Here is a 15,815-nt window from a genome sequence, read left to right on the forward strand (position 1 = left end):
CGCCCGGCCCGCCGCTAGCGGGCCGGGCTTGCCGCTGAAAGGTCTGTTATGAGCCTCGACACCCTTCCGCGGGCGGCGCGGAACAACCATCGCCGCGACCGCCCGCCCGGCCGCCTCTGGCGTTCTCGACTCGACGTCAAGGCCATGCCGTACGCCCTGGTGTCCCCGTACTTCCTGCTGTTCGCCGCCTTCGGGCTGTTCCCGCTGGCCTTCACGCTCTACTACTCGCTCTACGACTACGACCTGGCCGGCGACACCAAGTGGGCCGGGCTGGGCAACTACGCCGCGCTGCTGGCCGACGAGGACTTCTGGAACGCCGTCACCAACACCGTCGGCATCTTCCTGCTCGCCACGATCCCGCAGATGCTGATGGCCCTGTTCCTGGCCAACGCGCTGAACAAGAAGCTGCGCTGGCGCCTGCCGATCCGCATGAGCGTGCTGCTGCCGCTGGTCACCTCGGTGGTCGCGGTCGCGGTGGTGTTCACCCAGCTGTTCGCGCGTGACTGGGGCCTGGTCAACTGGGTCCTGGGCTGGTTCGGCGGAGACAAGATCAACTGGCGGGCCGAGCGCTTCCCGTCCTGGCTGGCCATCGCCGCGATGGTCGACTGGCGCTGGACGGGCTACAACGCCATCATCTTCCTGGCCGGCATGCAGACGATCCCCAAGGACCTGTACGAGGCGGCCGCCATCGACGGCGCGTCCCGGCGGCGCCAGTTCTGGCAGATCACGCTGCCGATGCTGCGCCCGACCATGATCTTCGTGGTGCTCAACTCCACGATCGGCGGCCTGACGCTGTTCTCCGAGCCGACCACCTTCTACAACGGCAACGTGGACGGCGGCTCGCAGGGCCAGTTCCAGACGGTGGCGATGTTCGTCGTCAAGCAGGGCTTCCGCGAGTTCGACTACGGCTACGCCGCGGCGGCCGCCTGGCTGCTGTTCCTGCTGATCCTCATCGGCGCGGCCGTCAACTTCCTGTTCGTCCGGCGGATCGGAGGCGCCAAGTGACCGGCTGGAAACCGACCGTCATGACGCGGGTCATGCTCGGGGTGGCGATCTTCCTGTCGGCGTTCCCGCTGTACTGGATGCTCGTCATCGCCTCGCGCACGAACTCCGACGCCGTGTCGGTGCCGCCGAAGTTCCTGCCCGGCGGCAACCTCGGCGAGAACATCGTCGCGGTGCTGGAGAACGAGGACGCGCACTTCCTGCTCGGCCTGACCAACTCCTTCTTCAGCGCGGCGATCGTCACCGTGTCCGTGGTGATCATCTCCACCCTGGCCGGGTTCGCCTTCGCCAGCCTGCAGTTCAAGGGCCGCAACATCCTGCTGCTGCTCGTGCTGCTGACGATGGCGGTGCCGCTGCAGCAGATGGGCGTGGTCCCGCTCTACCGCATGATGGTGAGCCTGGAGTGGACCGGCACGCTGAAGGCCATCATCCTGCCGTACCTGCTCAACGGTTTCGGCGTGTTCCTGATGACCCAGTACACGCGCCAGGCCGTGCCGAACGAACTGGTCGAGGCGGCCAGGGTGGACGGCGCGGCGACGCTGCGGATCTGGTGGAACGTCGTGCTGCCGGCCGTGCGTCCGGGCATGGCGGTGCTCGGCATCAACACCTTCATGCTCATGTGGAACGACTACATGTGGCCGCTGATCGTGCTGACGCCGGACAACCCGACCGTGCAGATCGCCATCAACTCGCTCAACGCGCGCTACTCGACCAGCTACTCGCTGATCTTCGCGGGTACCGCGCTGTCCATCATTCCGCTCATCGCGGTATTCGTCGCATTCGGCCGCCAGATCGTCGGCGGACTCATGGAAGGTGCGGTCAAGGCGTGACGACACAAGAGGAACAGATTCGTCCCGGGCTGCGCTTCCCTCCCGGTTTCGCGTTCGGCGCGGCCACCTCGGCGTACCAGATCGAGGGCGCGGTCACCGAGGACGGACGCGGCCCGTCCATCTGGGACACCTTCACCAAGACCCCGGGGCGGGTGCTCAACGGGCACCACGGGGACGTGGCCATGGACCACTACCACCGCTACCGGCAGGACGTCGCCATCATGGCGGACCTGGGCCTGACGGCCTACCGCTTCTCGGTGTCCTGGCCGCGGATCCAGCCGACCGGCTCGGGCGCGGTCAACCAGAAGGGCCTGGACTTCTACAAGCGGCTCACGGACGAGCTCCAGAACAACGGCATCGACCCGTGGCTGACCCTCTACCACTGGGACCTGCCGCAGGAGCTGGAGGACAAGGGCGGCTGGCCCAACCGCGACACGGCCTACCGCTTCGCCGAGTACGCCGCGATCGTGCACGAGGCGCTGAAGGACCACGTCCACACCTTCAGCACGGTCAACGAGCCGTGGTGCGCCGCGTTCCTCGGCTACGCCTCGGGCGAGCACGCCCCGGGCCGGCGTGAGCCGCGCAACGCGATCAGGGGCGCGCATCACCTCAACCTCGCCCACGGCCTGGCCGTCCAGGCGATGGACGCGCGCCGCGCCGGTGGGTGCGTCAACCTGTACGCGATCTCCCCCGAGACCGGCAGCGAGGCCGACCTGGACGCGGCCCGCCGCATCGACGGCCTGCAGAACCGGTTCTTCCTGGACGCGCTGCTGACCGGCCGCTACCCCGAGGACGTCCTGAACGACATCCCGATCGACGACGACCTCGTGCGGCCGGGCGACATGAAGACCATCAACGCGCCGATCGACGTGCTGCTGGTCAACTACTACAGCCGCTTCACGGTCTCCGGCGCGCCCGGCGGCAGGGCGTCGGCGGCGGCGGCCCCCACGGACACGGCCTCGCCGTGGGTGGGCAGCGAGCACGTCTCGTTCGTCAACGGCGGCCGGCCGGTCACCGCGATGGGCTGGGAGATCGACGAGGACGGCCTGGTGGAGGTGCTCACCCGGGTGGCGCGGGACTACCCGCCGATCCCGATGGTGGTCTCCGAGAACGGCGCCGCCTTCGACGACGTGCTGGCCGACGGCCGCATCCACGACGCGCAGCGGCAGGCGTACGTGGAGGCGCACCTCGGCGCGTGCCGGCAGGCGATCGACGCGGGCGTGCCCCTGCAGGGCTATTTCGCCTGGTCGCTGATGGACAACTTCGAATGGGCCTGGGGCTACGGCAAGCGTTTCGGCCTGGTCCACGTCGACTTCGACACCCAGGAGCGGCTGCTGAAGGACAGCGCGCACTGGTACTCGGAGATCATCCGGCAGAATAGGCGACATGAACCGACCGACTCTTGAGGCAGTCGCGGCTCGGGCCGGTGTGGGCCGGGGCACGGTGTCGAGAGTCATCAACGGCTCGCCGAACGTCAGCGCCAAGGCCCGCGAGGCCGTCGAGCTGGCCATCCGCGAGCTGGGCTACGTGCCCAACAGGGCGGCGCGTGCCCTCGTCACGCGCCGCACGGACACGGTCGCCCTGGTGGTGTCGGAGTCCCAGTTCCGGGTCTTCGACGAGCCGTACTTCGCCGGCACCATCCGCGGCATCGGCTCGGCGCTGGCCGAGACCGGGCTGCAGCTGATCCTGGCGATGGCGCGCTCCCCCGAGGAGCACGAGCGGCTGGAGACCTACCTGACGGGGCAGCACGTCGACGGCGTGCTGCTGCTGTCGCTGCACGGCGCCGACCCGCTGCCGGGCAGGCTGGAGGAGATGGGCGTGCCGACCGTGCTCGGCGGCAGGCCCGTCGGCCTCGACCCCTACAGCTTCGTGGACATGGACAACCGGGCGGGGGCCCGGCAGGCGGTCAAACACCTGCTGGGCCTCGGCCGGGGCGCGATCGCCACGATCGCCGGCTCCCAGGACATGGGCGTGGGCGTCGACCGTCTGGCCGGCTACCGCGACGCCCTGCTGCCCTCGGGGCTGCCGGAGATCGTGGCCTTCGGCGACTTCTCCGAGGAGAGCGGCGCCACCGCCATGCAGGAGCTGCTGGAGAGCCATCCCGATCTCGACGCCGTCTTCGCCGCCTCCGACCCGATGGCCCTGGGCGCGATGCGCGTGCTCAAGGCCGCGGGCAAGGCGATCCCGGGCGACGTCGCCGTGATCGGCTTCGACGACTCCAAGGCCGCGCTGCACGCCGATCCGCCGCTGACCACCGTCCACCAGCCCACGGAGGCCATGGGCCGCCAGATGGCCCAGCTCCTCGTGGCCCGCATCAACGGCGAGGAGCTGCGTCAGCCCGTGGTGATCCTCGACACGCACCTGGTTCGCCGAGAGTCTGCCTGACCAGGCGTTATCCTGGCCCGGCTGCTCGCACGCCCGACGAAAGGACCTTCTCCCGTGCCCCAGCTCGAAGGCGGCGGCTACACCGCGCAGATCAGCCCGCGCGGCGCCGCGCTCAGAACGCTCCGGCACGGCGGGCGCGACCTGGTGACGACCTGGCCCGAGCAGGGCCCGGTCCCCTACTTCGCGGGCACCGTCCTGGCCCCCTGGCCCAACCGGGTGGGCGGCGCCCGCTACACCTTCCAGGGCCGCTCGCACCGGCTGGAGGTGACCGAGCCCGACCGCGGTCACGCGCTGCACGGCCTGGTCGCCGTCGTCGACTGGAAGGTGGCCGAGGCCGAGGCCGATCGGGCGCGCCTGACGTACGAGCTGGCCGAGGCGCCCGGTTACCCGTTCACGCTGGCGCTGTCGGCCGAGCACCGGCTCGACGCGGGCGGCCTGACCACGACGGTCACGGCCCGCAACACCGGCGCGGCCGACGCCCCCTACGGCTGCGGGCCCCACCCGTGGCTGCTGGGCGAGGAGCTGGAGCTGCCCGCCGCCCGCTACCTGACGACCGACGACCGGCTGCTGCCGGCCGGCCTGGCCGACGTCGCCGGCACCCCGTACGACTTCAGGAAGCCGCGCCCGGTCGGCGACACCGTGATCGACCACGCCTTCACCGGGCTCGACCGCGGCGAGGTGCGGGTCGGCGGGGTGCGGCTCGCCTGGGACCCGGCCGTACTGCCCTGGGTGCAGGTCTGCACGAGCCGGCAGCTCGGCTACGAGGGCGTCGCGGCCGAGCCGATGACCTGCCCGCCCGACGCCTTCAACTCCGGCACCGACCTGGTCGTGCTGCGGCCGGGCGACGAACACGTGGCGAGCTGGACGATCAGCGTCGCCTGAACCCGGAAGGGGCCTCGCGTGGACAGCAGGACCAAGCGCCGCTTATCGCCCGCCGAGCTCGACGCGCTGGCCAGACGGGCCGTGGGGGCGGGCGTCTTCACGGCCGTCGAGCTGACCGACGGCTACGCCAACGCCGTGTGGCGGCTGACCCTGGAGGACGGCCGCGAGGTGGTGCTCAAGCTCTCCCCCTCGCCCGACCTCGACCAGCTCAGCTACGAGCGCAACCTGCTGCGCATGGAGGCCGCCGCCTACGAGCTGGCCGCCGCGGCGGGCGTGCCGATGGCCGAGCTGCTGGTGGCCGGGTTCGACGACCCGGTGCTCGGCGGCGACTACCTGATGCTGACCGCGCTCGACGGCGTCTCCTGGAACGACGTCAAGCCCGAGGGCGAGCAGGCGCTGCGCCGGGAGCTCGGCCGTCACCTGGCCGCCTTCAACGCGGTGACCGGCGAGGTGTTCGGCTACCCGCACGCCGGGATCGTCGGCTCGACCTGGCGGGAGGCGTTCCTGGCCATGGCGGGCGCGCTGCTGGCCGACACCGAGCGCTACCCGGCGCCGCTGCCGCGCCCGGCCGCCGAGATCATGGCGGTCTTCGAGCGGGCCGCGCCGGTGCTGGACGAGGTGACCACGCCGTGCCTGGTGCACTTCGACGTGTGGGCCGGGAACGTGTTCCTCGACCTGACCGGCGAGCCGCGCATCCAGGCGATCATCGACCACGAGCGGGCGTTCTGGGGCGACCCGATCGCCGAGTTCGTCACCCCGACGATCTTCGACGAGCTGCGCGAGGACGACCCGCTGCTGGCCGGCTACCGCGAGGTGACGCCGCTGGAGCTGACCTCCTCGGCCCGCGTCCGGCTGGACCTGTACCGCGCCTACCTCTACCTGATCCTGCTGGTGGAGAACGGACCCCGGCAGTACCCGGAGTCCGAGTACGCCAGGGTCCGCGATCTGGCCGTCAGCTCACTGACGGACGTCCTGGACCGCCTCGTACGGCTTCCCCTTGACGCCCGCTGACAGCTTGCCGCACTGACCGCCGCCCGCGCCGTTCACCTGGTTCGGCACGCCGAGGTCGGCCGGCCCGGGGGTGTTGCCGGTGCAGGCGAGCGAGCCCTTGACCGTGGCGCCCGACAGGATCGGCGCGGTGTTGCCGGTGAGCACGGCCGCGCCGCGCAGCTCGGCGCCCACGACCGTGAGCCGGGCCGCGCCGGTGACGCTGAGCGCGCCGTCCACGCGCGTCCTGATCAGGTGCACGGCGGCGGGCCCGGCGGCGGTGAGCGTGCCGCTGATCCGGCCGCCGTCGGTCACCAGCGAGGCGCCGGCCTTGACCGTGACCGGGCCGGTGACCTGGGCGTCCTTCAGGCAGGTGACGCCGTCGGCCACGGTGAGCGGGCCCCGGTGCGCGCCGGTGACCGTGCGGTCGCAGGCGGGCGGCGGGGCGATGGTGGTGACGGTGAAGCTCTTGGCCTGCCCGTAGTTGCCGGCGGCGTCGATCGAGCGGTACTCGACGGTGTGCCGGCCGCGCGGCAGCTTGCCGTAGACCAGGGAGTCGATGACGGTGCCCTGCTCGGTGAACGTCCAGGGCAGCTCGGAGGAGGTGGGCCAGCCGAAGTAGTTGAACCAGCCGTCGCCGTCCACCCGGGACTCCGAGACCACGTAGCCGTCGCGGTCGTCGTCGCCGGTGAGCTTCATCGTGAACGGGCCGTTGTAGACGTAGGTGTCGCCGGAGCGGGCGAGCGGCTCGGACAGCTCGTACCCGGTGGTGGGCGCGGCGGCGTCGACCTGCCAGGTCAGCGTGGTGGCGCCGAGGGTGGCGGTGAGGGTGTGGGCGCCGGGCGCCAGGTCGGCCGCGCCCAGGTCGAACTCGGTGCCGGTGCCCGCCGGCCGGCCGTCCAGCGCCCAGGCGACGGCGGGGACGGACGCCGCCGGGTGGGTGGTCTCGACGTACACGACGGCCTCGCGCCCGGCCGGGCGGTCCGTCGGCGTGGACGACACGACCGCGGCCTGGACGCCGTCGGGCGGCGTGGTGAGCGTGGTGTCCACGGTCCAGGTGCGGGTCCGGCTCATGGCGGTCCGGATCGCCGGGTCGCGGACGAACTCGGTGGGGTCGGCGACCGTGGCCGTGACCGTGTGCGTGCCCGGGGCCAGGCCCAGCGTGCGCAGGTCGAGGACGTCGGCGTCGCCGGGCAGGTTCTTGCCGTCCACGGCCCAGGTGGTGGTCAGCGAGTGCCCCACCGGGCGCATCGGCTCGACCCAGAGCACCCGGTCGGCCCCGACGGGCGCGGCGGTGGGCGTGGAGTCCTGGATCAGCGTGGTCTTGGCGGTGATGCGCTGGGTCATGACCTCGCGGCTGACCTGGTCGAAGTAGTAGCCGAGGGTCTTCATCATGGAGTGCCTGCTCGGCCGCCACACGCCGCTCGTGTAGTACAGGCCGCCCTCGTAGCGGGCGATCGGGCCGCCGGACTCGCTGTCCTCGCCCAGCCACCGCCACCACTTCCGGCGCTGGTCGAGCATCTGCTGCTCGGTCAGCAGGCTGTGGTGCGCGCTGGAGGGCTCGGAGCCGCCGTAGGTCCCGCCGGGGACGCCGCGCTGGTAGTAGTCGTACTCGTCCTGCAGGCCGCCCAGGGAGTGGCCGAGCTCGTGCGGGCTGATCAGGGCGGACATGGAGTTGCTGCCCGAGGCGGTGGCGTAGCTGCCGCCCGCGCCGCCGTAGGTGCCGCTGTTGGCCAGGGCGAGGATCTGCCGGTTGCCCGACGTCGTCCCGGTGACCAGGTTCGCGAACCGGGTGGCGGCGGAGTTGTCCATGGTGATCAGTCGCTGCACGCTGCCGGGGTTGCAGCCGCCCCAGAAGCCCATGCTCAGCGGGGTGGTACGGCGGGGCGCGTCCAGGCCGGGGTCGCAGCTCACGCCGGACTCCCCCGAGACGATGTCGATCCGGTAGACGTTGATGTAGTCGCGGTAGGTCTTGAACGGCTCGATCGACCACATCACGTTGAGGTGCCGGTCCACGTCGGCCCGGAACTTCGCCTGTTCGGCCTCGGTGTAGCCGTCGCCCATGACGATCAGGTTGAACCGCTTGGCCGGGGCGCCGGTGACCTGGACCGGCACGACCGTGGCCGCGCCGGGCCCGTCGGCGGCCGCCGACGCATGGGCGGATGGGACATATAGGACGGCGGCGGCCAGTACCAGGGCCGCGAATCTACGCATGTCATGCACTATCGGCCCGATGGATCCAGCAGTCTCATCCCATAAGGGCATAACTCCGGAGTGATAGCTTCTGCGGGATGCAGCTCGAACTGAGACATCTCAGGACGCTGCGCGCCATCGCCGACCACGGCAGTGTGACCAGGGCCGCGGCGGCGCTCGGCGTCTCCCAGCCCGCGCTCACCGCCCAGCTCGGCCGGATCGAGCGCCTGCTCGGCGGGGCGGTCTTCACCCGCGACCACCGCGGCGTGGCGGCCACCGCGTTCGGGGAGTTCGTGCTGGCCAGGGCGCGAGTGGTGCTCGCCGGCGTGGACGACCTGCTGGCGGCGGGGCCGTACGAGCTGGCCGGGCAGGCGATCCGGGTGGGCGGCTTCGAGAACCCCGTCGTCGTTCCCCTCGTCGCGAACCTGGCGGGCGCGCTGCCCGAGGCCCGGATCACGCTGCAGACCGAGCACTACGTCCGGGTGCTGGTGGACATGGTGGCCAACGGGCGGCTCGACGTGGCGCTGGTGGCCGACTACCCCGACCACGAGCTGCGGCCCGGCCCGGCCATGGGGATGGGCGTGGTGGCGGTCGAGCCGGTGTTCGTGGCGCTGCCCGCCGCCCATCCGCTGGCCGGACGTACCGAGGTGGAGCTGGCCGAGCTGGCGGGCGAGCCGTGGGTGCTGCCGCCGCCGGACGGGATGGGCTGGCCGGAGCACCTGCTGGAGGCGTGCCGGCGGGCCGGGTTCACGCCGCGCGGGCGGTACCAGCTCGTGGAGGCCGGGGTGCGGCGGGAGCTGATCGCGGCCGGGCACGCGGTGTCGGCCTGCCAGGCGCTCTACGACCCGGGCGAGCGGGTGTCGGTGCTGCCGCTGCGCGGGAACCCGCTGTGGATGCGTCAGGTGCTCATCTGGCGGTCGTCGTTCGCCGCGCACGCCCCGGCGCTGCTGGAGAGCGCCCGCGCCGCGCACGCCGCCGTGGCGGCACGCAGCCCGGTCTACACCGCCTGGACCGCCCGCTACGGCCGCCCGCCCCTCCCCTCCTGACCCCACCTCCTCCCCGCGCCCCTCCGGCACGCCGGAGGGGCGCGGGGGCTTGCTCATTTCCGGGGACGTGGCACAATCTCATTGGGTGATGAATTATGACTTGTGTGATAGCCGGAGGCGGTCCCGCCGGGGCCGTGCTCGGACTGCTGCTGGCCAGGGCCGGCGTCGAGGTCACGCTGCTGGAGAAGCACGCCGACTTCCTGCGTGACTTCCGCGGCGACACGATCCACCCCTCCACCCTGCGCGTGCTGGCCGAGCTCGGCCTGGCGGAGGACTTCCTGAAGCTGCCCCACCGCAAGGCCCACGAGCTGCGGCTGGTGACCGACGCCGGCGACATCAGGCTCGCCAGCCTGCGCGGCCTGCCGGGCGGCTACGACTACATCGCGTTCGTGCCCCAGTGGGACTTCCTCAAGCTGGTCACCACGGCCGCGAGCGCGTACCCGAACTTCCGGCTGCTGATGAACGCCGAGGCCCACGACCTGATCCGCGAGGGCGGGGCCGTGCGCGGGGTGCGTTACCGCGACCCGTCCGGCGAGCACGAGCTGCGGGCCACACTGACCGTGGCGGCCGACGGGCGGCACTCGGCGCTGCGCGCCCGCGCAGGCCTGGTCCCCCAGGACCTGCACGCGCCGATGGACGTGGTCTGGTTCCGCCTGCCCCGGCACGACGACGACCCCGACGACACGTTCCTGCGCATCTCCAGCGGCCACATGATGGTCGCCATCAACCGGGAGACCTACTGGCAGCTCGCCTACCTGATCCCCAAGGGCGGCTTCGGGCGGCTGACCGGGCAGGGCATCGACGCCCTCAGGCGGCCGGTGGCCACGCTGCTGCCGTACCTGGCCGACCGGGTCGGGCAGATCGAGGGCTTCGACGACGTCAGCGTGCTCACGGTCGCCCTCAACCGGCTGCGCCGCTGGCACCGCCCGGGGTTCCTGTGCATCGGTGACGCCGCGCACGCCATGTCGCCGGTGTTCGGGGTGGGCATCAACCTGGCCGTCCAGGACGCGGTGGCCGCCGCCAACCTGCTGGCCGCGCCGCTCGCCGCGGGCCTGCCGATCCCGGAGTCCCTCCTGCACCGGCTGCAGCGGCGGCGCATGCTGCCCACGCGGGTCACCCAGGCGGCCCAGCGCCTGGTGCAGAACCAGGTGATCACGCCGGCGCTGGGGCGGCGGTTCGACGCGTCCAGGATGCCGCGTGACATCACCAGGATCCCGCTGCTCAACCGGCTGCCGCGGCGTTTCATCGGCCTTGGGGTGCTGCCTGAGCATGTGAAGTCTCCCGAAAGCTGATAAATGCATTCTCACAACGTGGACAAGAGGGTCGGTGGGGCCGGGTCAGTGGAATACCCTCGTATCTCGTGAGCAGCAATCTCGTGGATCTCGATTCCTGGCGAGCCCTTCCCGCGGCCCAGCAGCCCGACTGGCCCGATCGCGGTGAGCTCGACAAGGTCGTCGCCGAGCTCGGCGGCCTGCCCCCGCTCGTCTTCGCCGGGGAGTGCGACCAGCTCAAGAGGCAGCTGGCGGCCGTCTCGCGCGGAGAGGCGTTCGTCCTGCAGGGCGGCGACTGCGCCGAGACCTTCTCCGGCGCGACCGCCGACAACGTGCGCAACAAGCTCAAGACGTTGCTGCAGATGGCGATCGTGCTGACCTACGCGGCGAAGGTGCCGGTCGTGAAGATCGGCCGGGTGGCGGGCCAGTTCGCCAAGCCGCGGTCGAAGGGCACCGAGATCCGCGACGGCGTGGAGCTGCCGGCCTACCGGGGCGACATGGTCAACGGGTTCGAGTTCACCCCCGAGTCGCGCGAGCCCGACCCGTGGCGGCTGCTCAAGGCGTACCACTCCTCGGCGGTGACGCTCAACCTGGCGCGCGCCTTCACCAAGGGCGGCTACGCCGACCTGCGCCAGGTGCACGCCTGGAACCAGGACTTCGTGGCCGAGTCGCCCGCCGGGCGCCGCTACGAGCAGTTGGCCCGCGAGATCGACCAGGCGCTGGCCTTCATGCGGGCCTGCGGGGCCGAGCCCGAGGAGTTCCACACGGTCGAGTTCTACTCCTCCCACGAGGCGCTCATCCTCGACTACGACCGGGCGCTCACCCGCATCGACTCGCGCACCGGCCTGCCCTACGACGTCTCGGCGCACATGGTCTGGATCGGCGAGCGCACCCGTCAGCTCGACGGCGCGCACGTCGACTTCTTCGCCGGCATCCGCAACCCGATCGGCGTCAAGCTCGGGCCGACGACCTCGCCGGAGGAGGCGCTGGCGCTGATCGAGAAGCTCAACCCGGACAACGAGCCCGGCCGGCTCACGTTCATCACCCGGATGGGCGCGTCCAAGATCCGTGAGCACCTGCCCACCCTGGTCAAGGAGGTCACGGCCGCCGGCGCCCAGGTGGCCTGGATCTGCGACCCGATGCACGGCAACACCTTCGAGGCGCCCAGCGGGCACAAGACGCGCCACTTCGACGACGTGCTCGACGAGGTGGCCGGGTTCTTCGAGGTCCACCGCGCGCTCGGCACCCACCCGGGCGGCATCCACATCGAGTTCACCGGCGACGACGTCACCGAGTGCGTGGGCGGCGGCCACGAGATCGTCGAGGGCGACCTCGGCACCCGCTACGAGACGGCCTGCGACCCGCGGCTCAACCGCGGCCAGTCCCTCGACCTCGCCTTCCGCGTGGCCGAGCTGTACCGGGGCTGAGCTCTACCAGGGCCGGGCTCAACCCGGGGCTGGGCCGTGCCGTTGAGGGCGGTGTCCGCCCTGGGTGAGCCGGTTCCGCGCGGCGCGTGTTGGTGACGCGCGCCGCGCGGACAACCGAACCGAATTCCAGTACGGGCGGGGTCGGCGAGGCTATGATCACCCGAAGGACCGAAATTTCGGGAGAAATCGTGGACAGTGCCCCCGAGGGGGTCGACCCCAACGTCCCCAACGTCGCGCGGATGTACGACTACTACCTCGACGGCAAGGACAACTTCGCGGCCGACCGCGCCGCGGCGGAGCAGATCCTCAAGGTGTTCCCCAACACCAAGGAGGCCGCCCGCTCCAACCGGGCGTTCCTGCAGCGGGCCGTGCGGCATCTGGTGGACTCGGGCGTACGGCAGATCGTCGACCTGGGCGCCGGGCTGCCGACCCAGGGCAACACGCACGAGATCGCGCCCGAGGCCCGCGTGGTCTACGTCGACTACGACTCGGTGGTGTGCGTCCACGGCCGGGCGCTGCTGGCCCGTACGGACAACGTCGACATCCTGCAGGCCGACATCCGCGAGGTGGACACCCTGCTGGACAAGCTGGGCGCGCTGATCGACTTCGACCAGCCGGTGGCCTTCCTCATGCTGGCGATCCTGCACTTCATCCCCGACGAGCAGGCCCACCCGATCGTGGCCCGGCTGCGCGAGGTCAGCGCCCCCGGCAGCCACCTGGTGATCAGCCACGCCATCGACGCCAGGCCCGACACCACCCCGCAGGCGCTGGAGGTCTACAACCAGGCCACGGCCGCGCTGAGCCTGCGGACCGACAAGGAGATCCTGACCTTCTTCGAGGGCTACGAGCTGGCCGACCCCGGCCTGGTCTTCCCCCAGGACTGGCGTCCCACCGAGCCGGCCGCCCTGACGAACGGCACCGACGTCGGCTACGTCGGCGTCGCCCGCAAGCCCTGACGCACGGCCGGATCGCGGCCCCCGGTCCGGGCCGCTGAGGGGCCCGGTGAGGGGCCCGGTGAGGGGCCCGGTCAGGGCAGGGCCGCCAGGAGCTGCCGCACCCGGGCCGTCGGCGGCCCGGCCGGCACGGCGAGGTAGGTGCGCACCTCGGGCTCGTCCAGGCCGGTGTAGGCCACGCCGCGGATCGGCGGCAGCTCGTCGAAGACCGGGTAGAACAGCGTCCACGACGGCGGGCTCGAGGCCAGGTCGATGAGCGTGTCGTGCAGGCCGGTGAAGGCCGGGCCGCGCGGCGGGTCCACGCCCGCCCGTGCCAGGGCCCCGGTGACCAGGTCGTGGAAGGGCGGGTTGCGCTCGCGGGGGGCGAGCCGTACGGGCAGGTCGCCCAGCTGGGTGAGGCTGAGCGTGCCGGAGCCGGCCAGCGGATGGGCGGCGGGCAGCGCCACGACCAGCGGCTCGGTCCAGGCGGGGAAGAACTCCAGACCGGGCGCGGCGTCCACCAGACGCACCAGGGCGGCGTCCAGGTCGCCGGAGCGCACCGCCGCCAGCCGCTCGGCCAGCCCCTGTTTGGCGAGCCGGACCCGCAGGCCGGGGTCGAGCCGGTCGAGCATCGGGTACAGGCGGGTGCCGGGCGCGGCGGACACGCCGAGCCGCAGGGTGGTCTCGGCCAGGTGGCCGGTGACCGCCCGGCGGGCCCGTTCGGCCGCGGCGAGCACCTCGCGGGCCTCGGGCAGCAGCCGCTCCCCCGCCTCCGTCAGCCGTACGTGCCGGGTCGACCGGTCGAACAGGCGGGCGCCCAGCTCGCGTTCCAGCCTGCTCACCTGCTGGCTGACCGCGGGCTGCACGATGTGCAGCCGCTCGGCGGCCCGGCCGAAGCCGCCCTCGTCGGCGACGGCCACGAAGTAGGCGAGCTGCCGCAGCTCCACTGTGTCTCCATTCATCATGATCTGTGATGACTGTCCAGGAGAACGTCTCCTGGTTCGCCCGCTCTTCCCGCGATGGACTGACCCGCATGAACGGGAGTGGATCGATCGGGATCAGGCTGGGCGCGCTCTTCGGCCCGGCCGTGTTCGGCGTCACGGCGGCCGGGGTCGCCCTGCCGGACGTCGCCGCCGCACTGGGGGCGCGTCCTGGCGCGGTGGTGTGGGTGCTGACCGCGCACGCGCTGGCGCTGGGCATCGGGACGGCGCTGTTCGGGCGTCTGTCGGACGCGTGGGGGGTGCGCCGCACGCTGCTGCTCGGCTCGGCGGTGCTGGCGCTGGGAGCGCTGGCCTGCCTGGTGGCGCCGTCACTGGGCGCGCTCGTGGCGGCGCGGGCGGTGCTGGCGGCCGGGTCGGGCGCGCTGTCGGCGGTCGCGCTGAACCTGGCGGCGACGGCCGAGCCGGAGCGGCGTCAGGCGGTGCTGGCCTGGTTCGGCAGCGCGATGGCGGTGTTCTCGGCGGGCGCGACGCTGGCCGGCGGGCTGGTCACCCAGGCGTTGTCGTGGCGGCTCACGCTGGCCCTGCCCGCGCTGGCGCTGGTGGCGGTGCCGTTCTGCCTGCCGGTGGCGCGGCGCGCGGGGTCGGGCGGCCGGGTGGACGTCGTGGGCGCGGGGCTGCTGGCGGCGGGCGTGTCGGCGTTCCTCGTGCTCGTCCAGTCGGCCAACCTGGGGCTGAGCCGGCCGGTCGCGGCGCTGGCCGGGGTGGTGGCGGTGCTCGCGGGGGCCGCGCTGGTCCGGCGCACCCGTACGGTCGCGGGCGGGTTCGTCCCGCGTGACCTGCCGGCCGACCGCGTCTTCCGCGGGGCCGCCCTGATCGGCGTCGGCGTGTACGGCGGCCTGTTCGCCACCATGTGGGCCGCCCCGCAACTCCTGGCCGGGGTGCACGGGTGGAGCGTGCTGACGATCGGCGCCTGGCTGCTGCCGGGCGCGCTGGTGGGCGTGGTGCTGGCCAGGATCGCGGGCACCCGGTCGTGGCTGCTGCCCGCCGTGGCCGCGGCGTTCGCGCTCTGCCTGGTCGCGGCGGGGCTCGCCGGAGCGCTCACCGGCGGGCAGGGCGGGCACGGCGGGCCGGCGGGGTGGGCCGCGGTGCTGCTGGTGGTGGCCGCCTCGCTCGGGTTCCCGGCGTTCTCGCTGGCCCAGGTGGTGATCACGGCCCGGATGTCGGCGAGCTTCCCGGTGGAACGGCGCGGCGGCGCGATGGGCCTGCTGAACCTGACGTTCTTCGTCGGCGGCGGGATCGGGCTGGGCGTGGCGGGCGCGTTGTCACGCCTGGCCGGGCTGCCCGGCGCGCTCGTGGTGATCGCGCTGTTCCCGCTGGCCGCCGCCCTGGCGCGGGCCGGGCGACGCGAGGGCCCCGCCGTGCCGGCGGGGCCCGCCGGGGTCAGTTCTGCTCGGCGTTCTTCAGCTCCTCGCTGAGCTCGGCCCGGATCGCGTCCATGTCGAGGGCGCGGACCTGGCGGATGAGGTCCTCCAGGGCCGGGGCCGGGATCGCGCCGGCCTGGGCGAAGACCACGATGCCGTCGCGGATGGCCATCAGCGTGGGGATCGAGGTGATGTCGAAGCCCTGGGCGAGCGCCTGCTCGGCATCGGTGTCGATCTTGCCGAAGGTGATGTCGTCGTGCTTGTCGGAGGCCGCTTCGAAGATCGGCCCGAACTTCTTGCACGGCGGGCACCACGTCGCCCAGAAGTCGAGCAGCACGATGCCCTTGTCGGCGATCTCGTTGAAGGTCTTCTCTGTTACTTCGATGGTCGCCACAAGTGACTCCTCGCTCTTCGTTCGGTGAAATTGCAACCGTGTCAACCACGTACCCCCCACCAGCATTCCATGCTCTGAGGGCCCGCAACCCCGCTGCGGCTGGC

General features: G+C 72.2%; 14 protein-coding genes. 11 read left to right on the top strand and 3 right to left on the bottom strand.

The genetic code is table 11. The features are described 5' to 3' along the window. The first annotated feature begins 48 nt into the window (after positions 1-48). From AB0J46_RS20090 to AB0J46_RS20115, 6 genes are read left to right on the top strand one after another with little or no spacing between them, the layout of a single operon-like run. Positions 49-1,005 (top strand): sugar ABC transporter permease, encoded by a 957-nt coding sequence (locus tag AB0J46_RS20090; protein WP_358008523.1) that lies wholly within the window; start codon positions 49-51, stop codon positions 1,003-1,005. Next, positions 1,002-1,832 carry a carbohydrate ABC transporter permease gene (locus AB0J46_RS20095; RefSeq protein ID WP_358293033.1) on the top strand — a complete coding sequence of 277 codons (831 nt, stop codon included), beginning with the start codon at positions 1,002-1,004 and terminating at the stop codon, positions 1,830-1,832. The genes AB0J46_RS20090 and AB0J46_RS20095 overlap by 4 nt, the downstream gene beginning before the upstream one ends. After that, positions 1,829-3,238 carry a GH1 family beta-glucosidase gene (locus AB0J46_RS20100; RefSeq protein ID WP_358293036.1) on the top strand — a complete coding sequence of 470 codons (1,410 nt, stop codon included), beginning with the start codon at positions 1,829-1,831 and terminating at the stop codon, positions 3,236-3,238. Before AB0J46_RS20095 ends, AB0J46_RS20100 begins: the two co-directional genes overlap by 4 nt. After that, complete coding sequence (locus AB0J46_RS20105) at positions 3,219-4,217, top strand: LacI family DNA-binding transcriptional regulator (protein ID WP_352325792.1); 999 nt, start codon at positions 3,219-3,221, stop codon at positions 4,215-4,217. The genes AB0J46_RS20100 and AB0J46_RS20105 overlap by 20 nt, the downstream gene beginning before the upstream one ends. A gap of 54 nt (positions 4,218-4,271) precedes the next feature. Beyond that, the gene (locus tag AB0J46_RS20110; RefSeq protein WP_364333755.1) at positions 4,272-5,099 is read left to right on the top strand and encodes an aldose 1-epimerase family protein; all 828 of its coding nucleotides are present in this window, start codon (positions 4,272-4,274) and stop codon (positions 5,097-5,099) included. An 18-nt stretch (positions 5,100-5,117) separates the two neighbouring features. Further along, on the top strand, positions 5,118-6,110 hold the full coding sequence (locus AB0J46_RS20115) for an aminoglycoside phosphotransferase family protein (RefSeq protein WP_358293041.1): 993 nt from the start codon (positions 5,118-5,120) through the stop codon (positions 6,108-6,110). Here AB0J46_RS20115 and AB0J46_RS20120 read toward each other — a convergent pair. Beyond that, positions 6,057-8,300, bottom strand: coding sequence for a M64 family metallopeptidase (locus tag AB0J46_RS20120; protein ID WP_364333758.1), 2,244 nt, complete (start codon positions 8,298-8,300; stop codon positions 6,057-6,059). The two genes, AB0J46_RS20115 and AB0J46_RS20120, sit on opposite strands and share 54 nt — an antisense overlap. 77 nt (positions 8,301-8,377) lie before the next feature. On the opposite strand from AB0J46_RS20120, the gene AB0J46_RS20125 reads away from it, so the two are divergent. From AB0J46_RS20125 to AB0J46_RS20140, 4 genes are all read left to right on the top strand, one after another. After that, positions 8,378-9,325 carry a LysR family transcriptional regulator gene (locus tag AB0J46_RS20125; RefSeq protein WP_364333761.1) on the top strand — a complete coding sequence of 316 codons (948 nt, stop codon included), beginning with the start codon at positions 8,378-8,380 and terminating at the stop codon, positions 9,323-9,325. Between the two features lie 95 nt (positions 9,326-9,420). Beyond that, positions 9,421-10,617 (top strand): FAD-dependent oxidoreductase, encoded by a 1,197-nt coding sequence (locus tag AB0J46_RS20130; protein ID WP_364333764.1) that lies wholly within the window; start codon positions 9,421-9,423, stop codon positions 10,615-10,617. 68 nt (positions 10,618-10,685) lie between these two features. After that, positions 10,686-12,023: a class II 3-deoxy-7-phosphoheptulonate synthase gene (locus AB0J46_RS20135; protein ID WP_352351730.1), complete on the top strand. Its 1,338-nt coding sequence runs from the start codon at positions 10,686-10,688 to the stop codon at positions 12,021-12,023. Between the two features lie 188 nt (positions 12,024-12,211). After that, entirely contained in the window at positions 12,212-12,979 is a 768-nt protein-coding gene (locus AB0J46_RS20140) for an SAM-dependent methyltransferase (protein WP_364333768.1), read from the top strand. A 71-nt stretch (positions 12,980-13,050) separates the two neighbouring features. On the opposite strand, the gene AB0J46_RS20145 is transcribed toward AB0J46_RS20140, so the two are convergent. Then, a complete protein-coding gene (locus AB0J46_RS20145; protein WP_364333771.1) occupies positions 13,051-13,902 on the bottom strand; it encodes a LysR family transcriptional regulator in 852 nt (283 codons plus the stop codon). Positions 13,903-13,928: 26 nt separating this feature from the next. Here AB0J46_RS20145 and AB0J46_RS20150 point away from each other — a divergent pair, with 26 nt between their 5' ends. Continuing rightward, positions 13,929-15,371 (top strand): MFS transporter, encoded by a 1,443-nt coding sequence (locus tag AB0J46_RS20150; protein WP_364333774.1) that lies wholly within the window; start codon positions 13,929-13,931, stop codon positions 15,369-15,371. Here the strand turns inward: AB0J46_RS20150 and AB0J46_RS20155 are convergent. After that, entirely contained in the window at positions 15,337-15,711 is a 375-nt protein-coding gene (locus AB0J46_RS20155) for a thioredoxin family protein (RefSeq protein ID WP_364333777.1), read from the bottom strand. The genes AB0J46_RS20150 and AB0J46_RS20155 overlap by 35 nt on opposite strands. Between the last annotated feature and the right edge of the window lie 104 nt (positions 15,712-15,815).

The organism is Nonomuraea sp. NPDC049758 (genome assembly GCF_040674635.1).
Taxonomy (GTDB): Bacteria; Actinomycetota; Actinomycetes; order Streptosporangiales; family Streptosporangiaceae; genus Nonomuraea.

Coding starts and splice junctions, on each gene's coding strand:
- AB0J46_RS20090 (WP_358008523.1), top strand. CDS start 49: ATGAGCCTCGACACCCTTCCGCGGGCGGCGCGGAACAACCATCGCCGC.
- AB0J46_RS20105 (WP_352325792.1), top strand. CDS start 3,219: ATGAACCGACCGACTCTTGAGGCAGTCGCGGCTCGGGCCGGTGTGGGC.
- AB0J46_RS20120 (WP_364333758.1), bottom strand. CDS start 8,300: ATGCGTAGATTCGCGGCCCTGGTACTGGCCGCCGCCGTCCTATATGTC.
- AB0J46_RS20125 (WP_364333761.1), top strand. CDS start 8,378: ATGCAGCTCGAACTGAGACATCTCAGGACGCTGCGCGCCATCGCCGAC.
- AB0J46_RS20130 (WP_364333764.1), top strand. CDS start 9,421: ATGACTTGTGTGATAGCCGGAGGCGGTCCCGCCGGGGCCGTGCTCGGA.
- AB0J46_RS20150 (WP_364333774.1), top strand. CDS start 13,929: ATGACTGTCCAGGAGAACGTCTCCTGGTTCGCCCGCTCTTCCCGCGAT.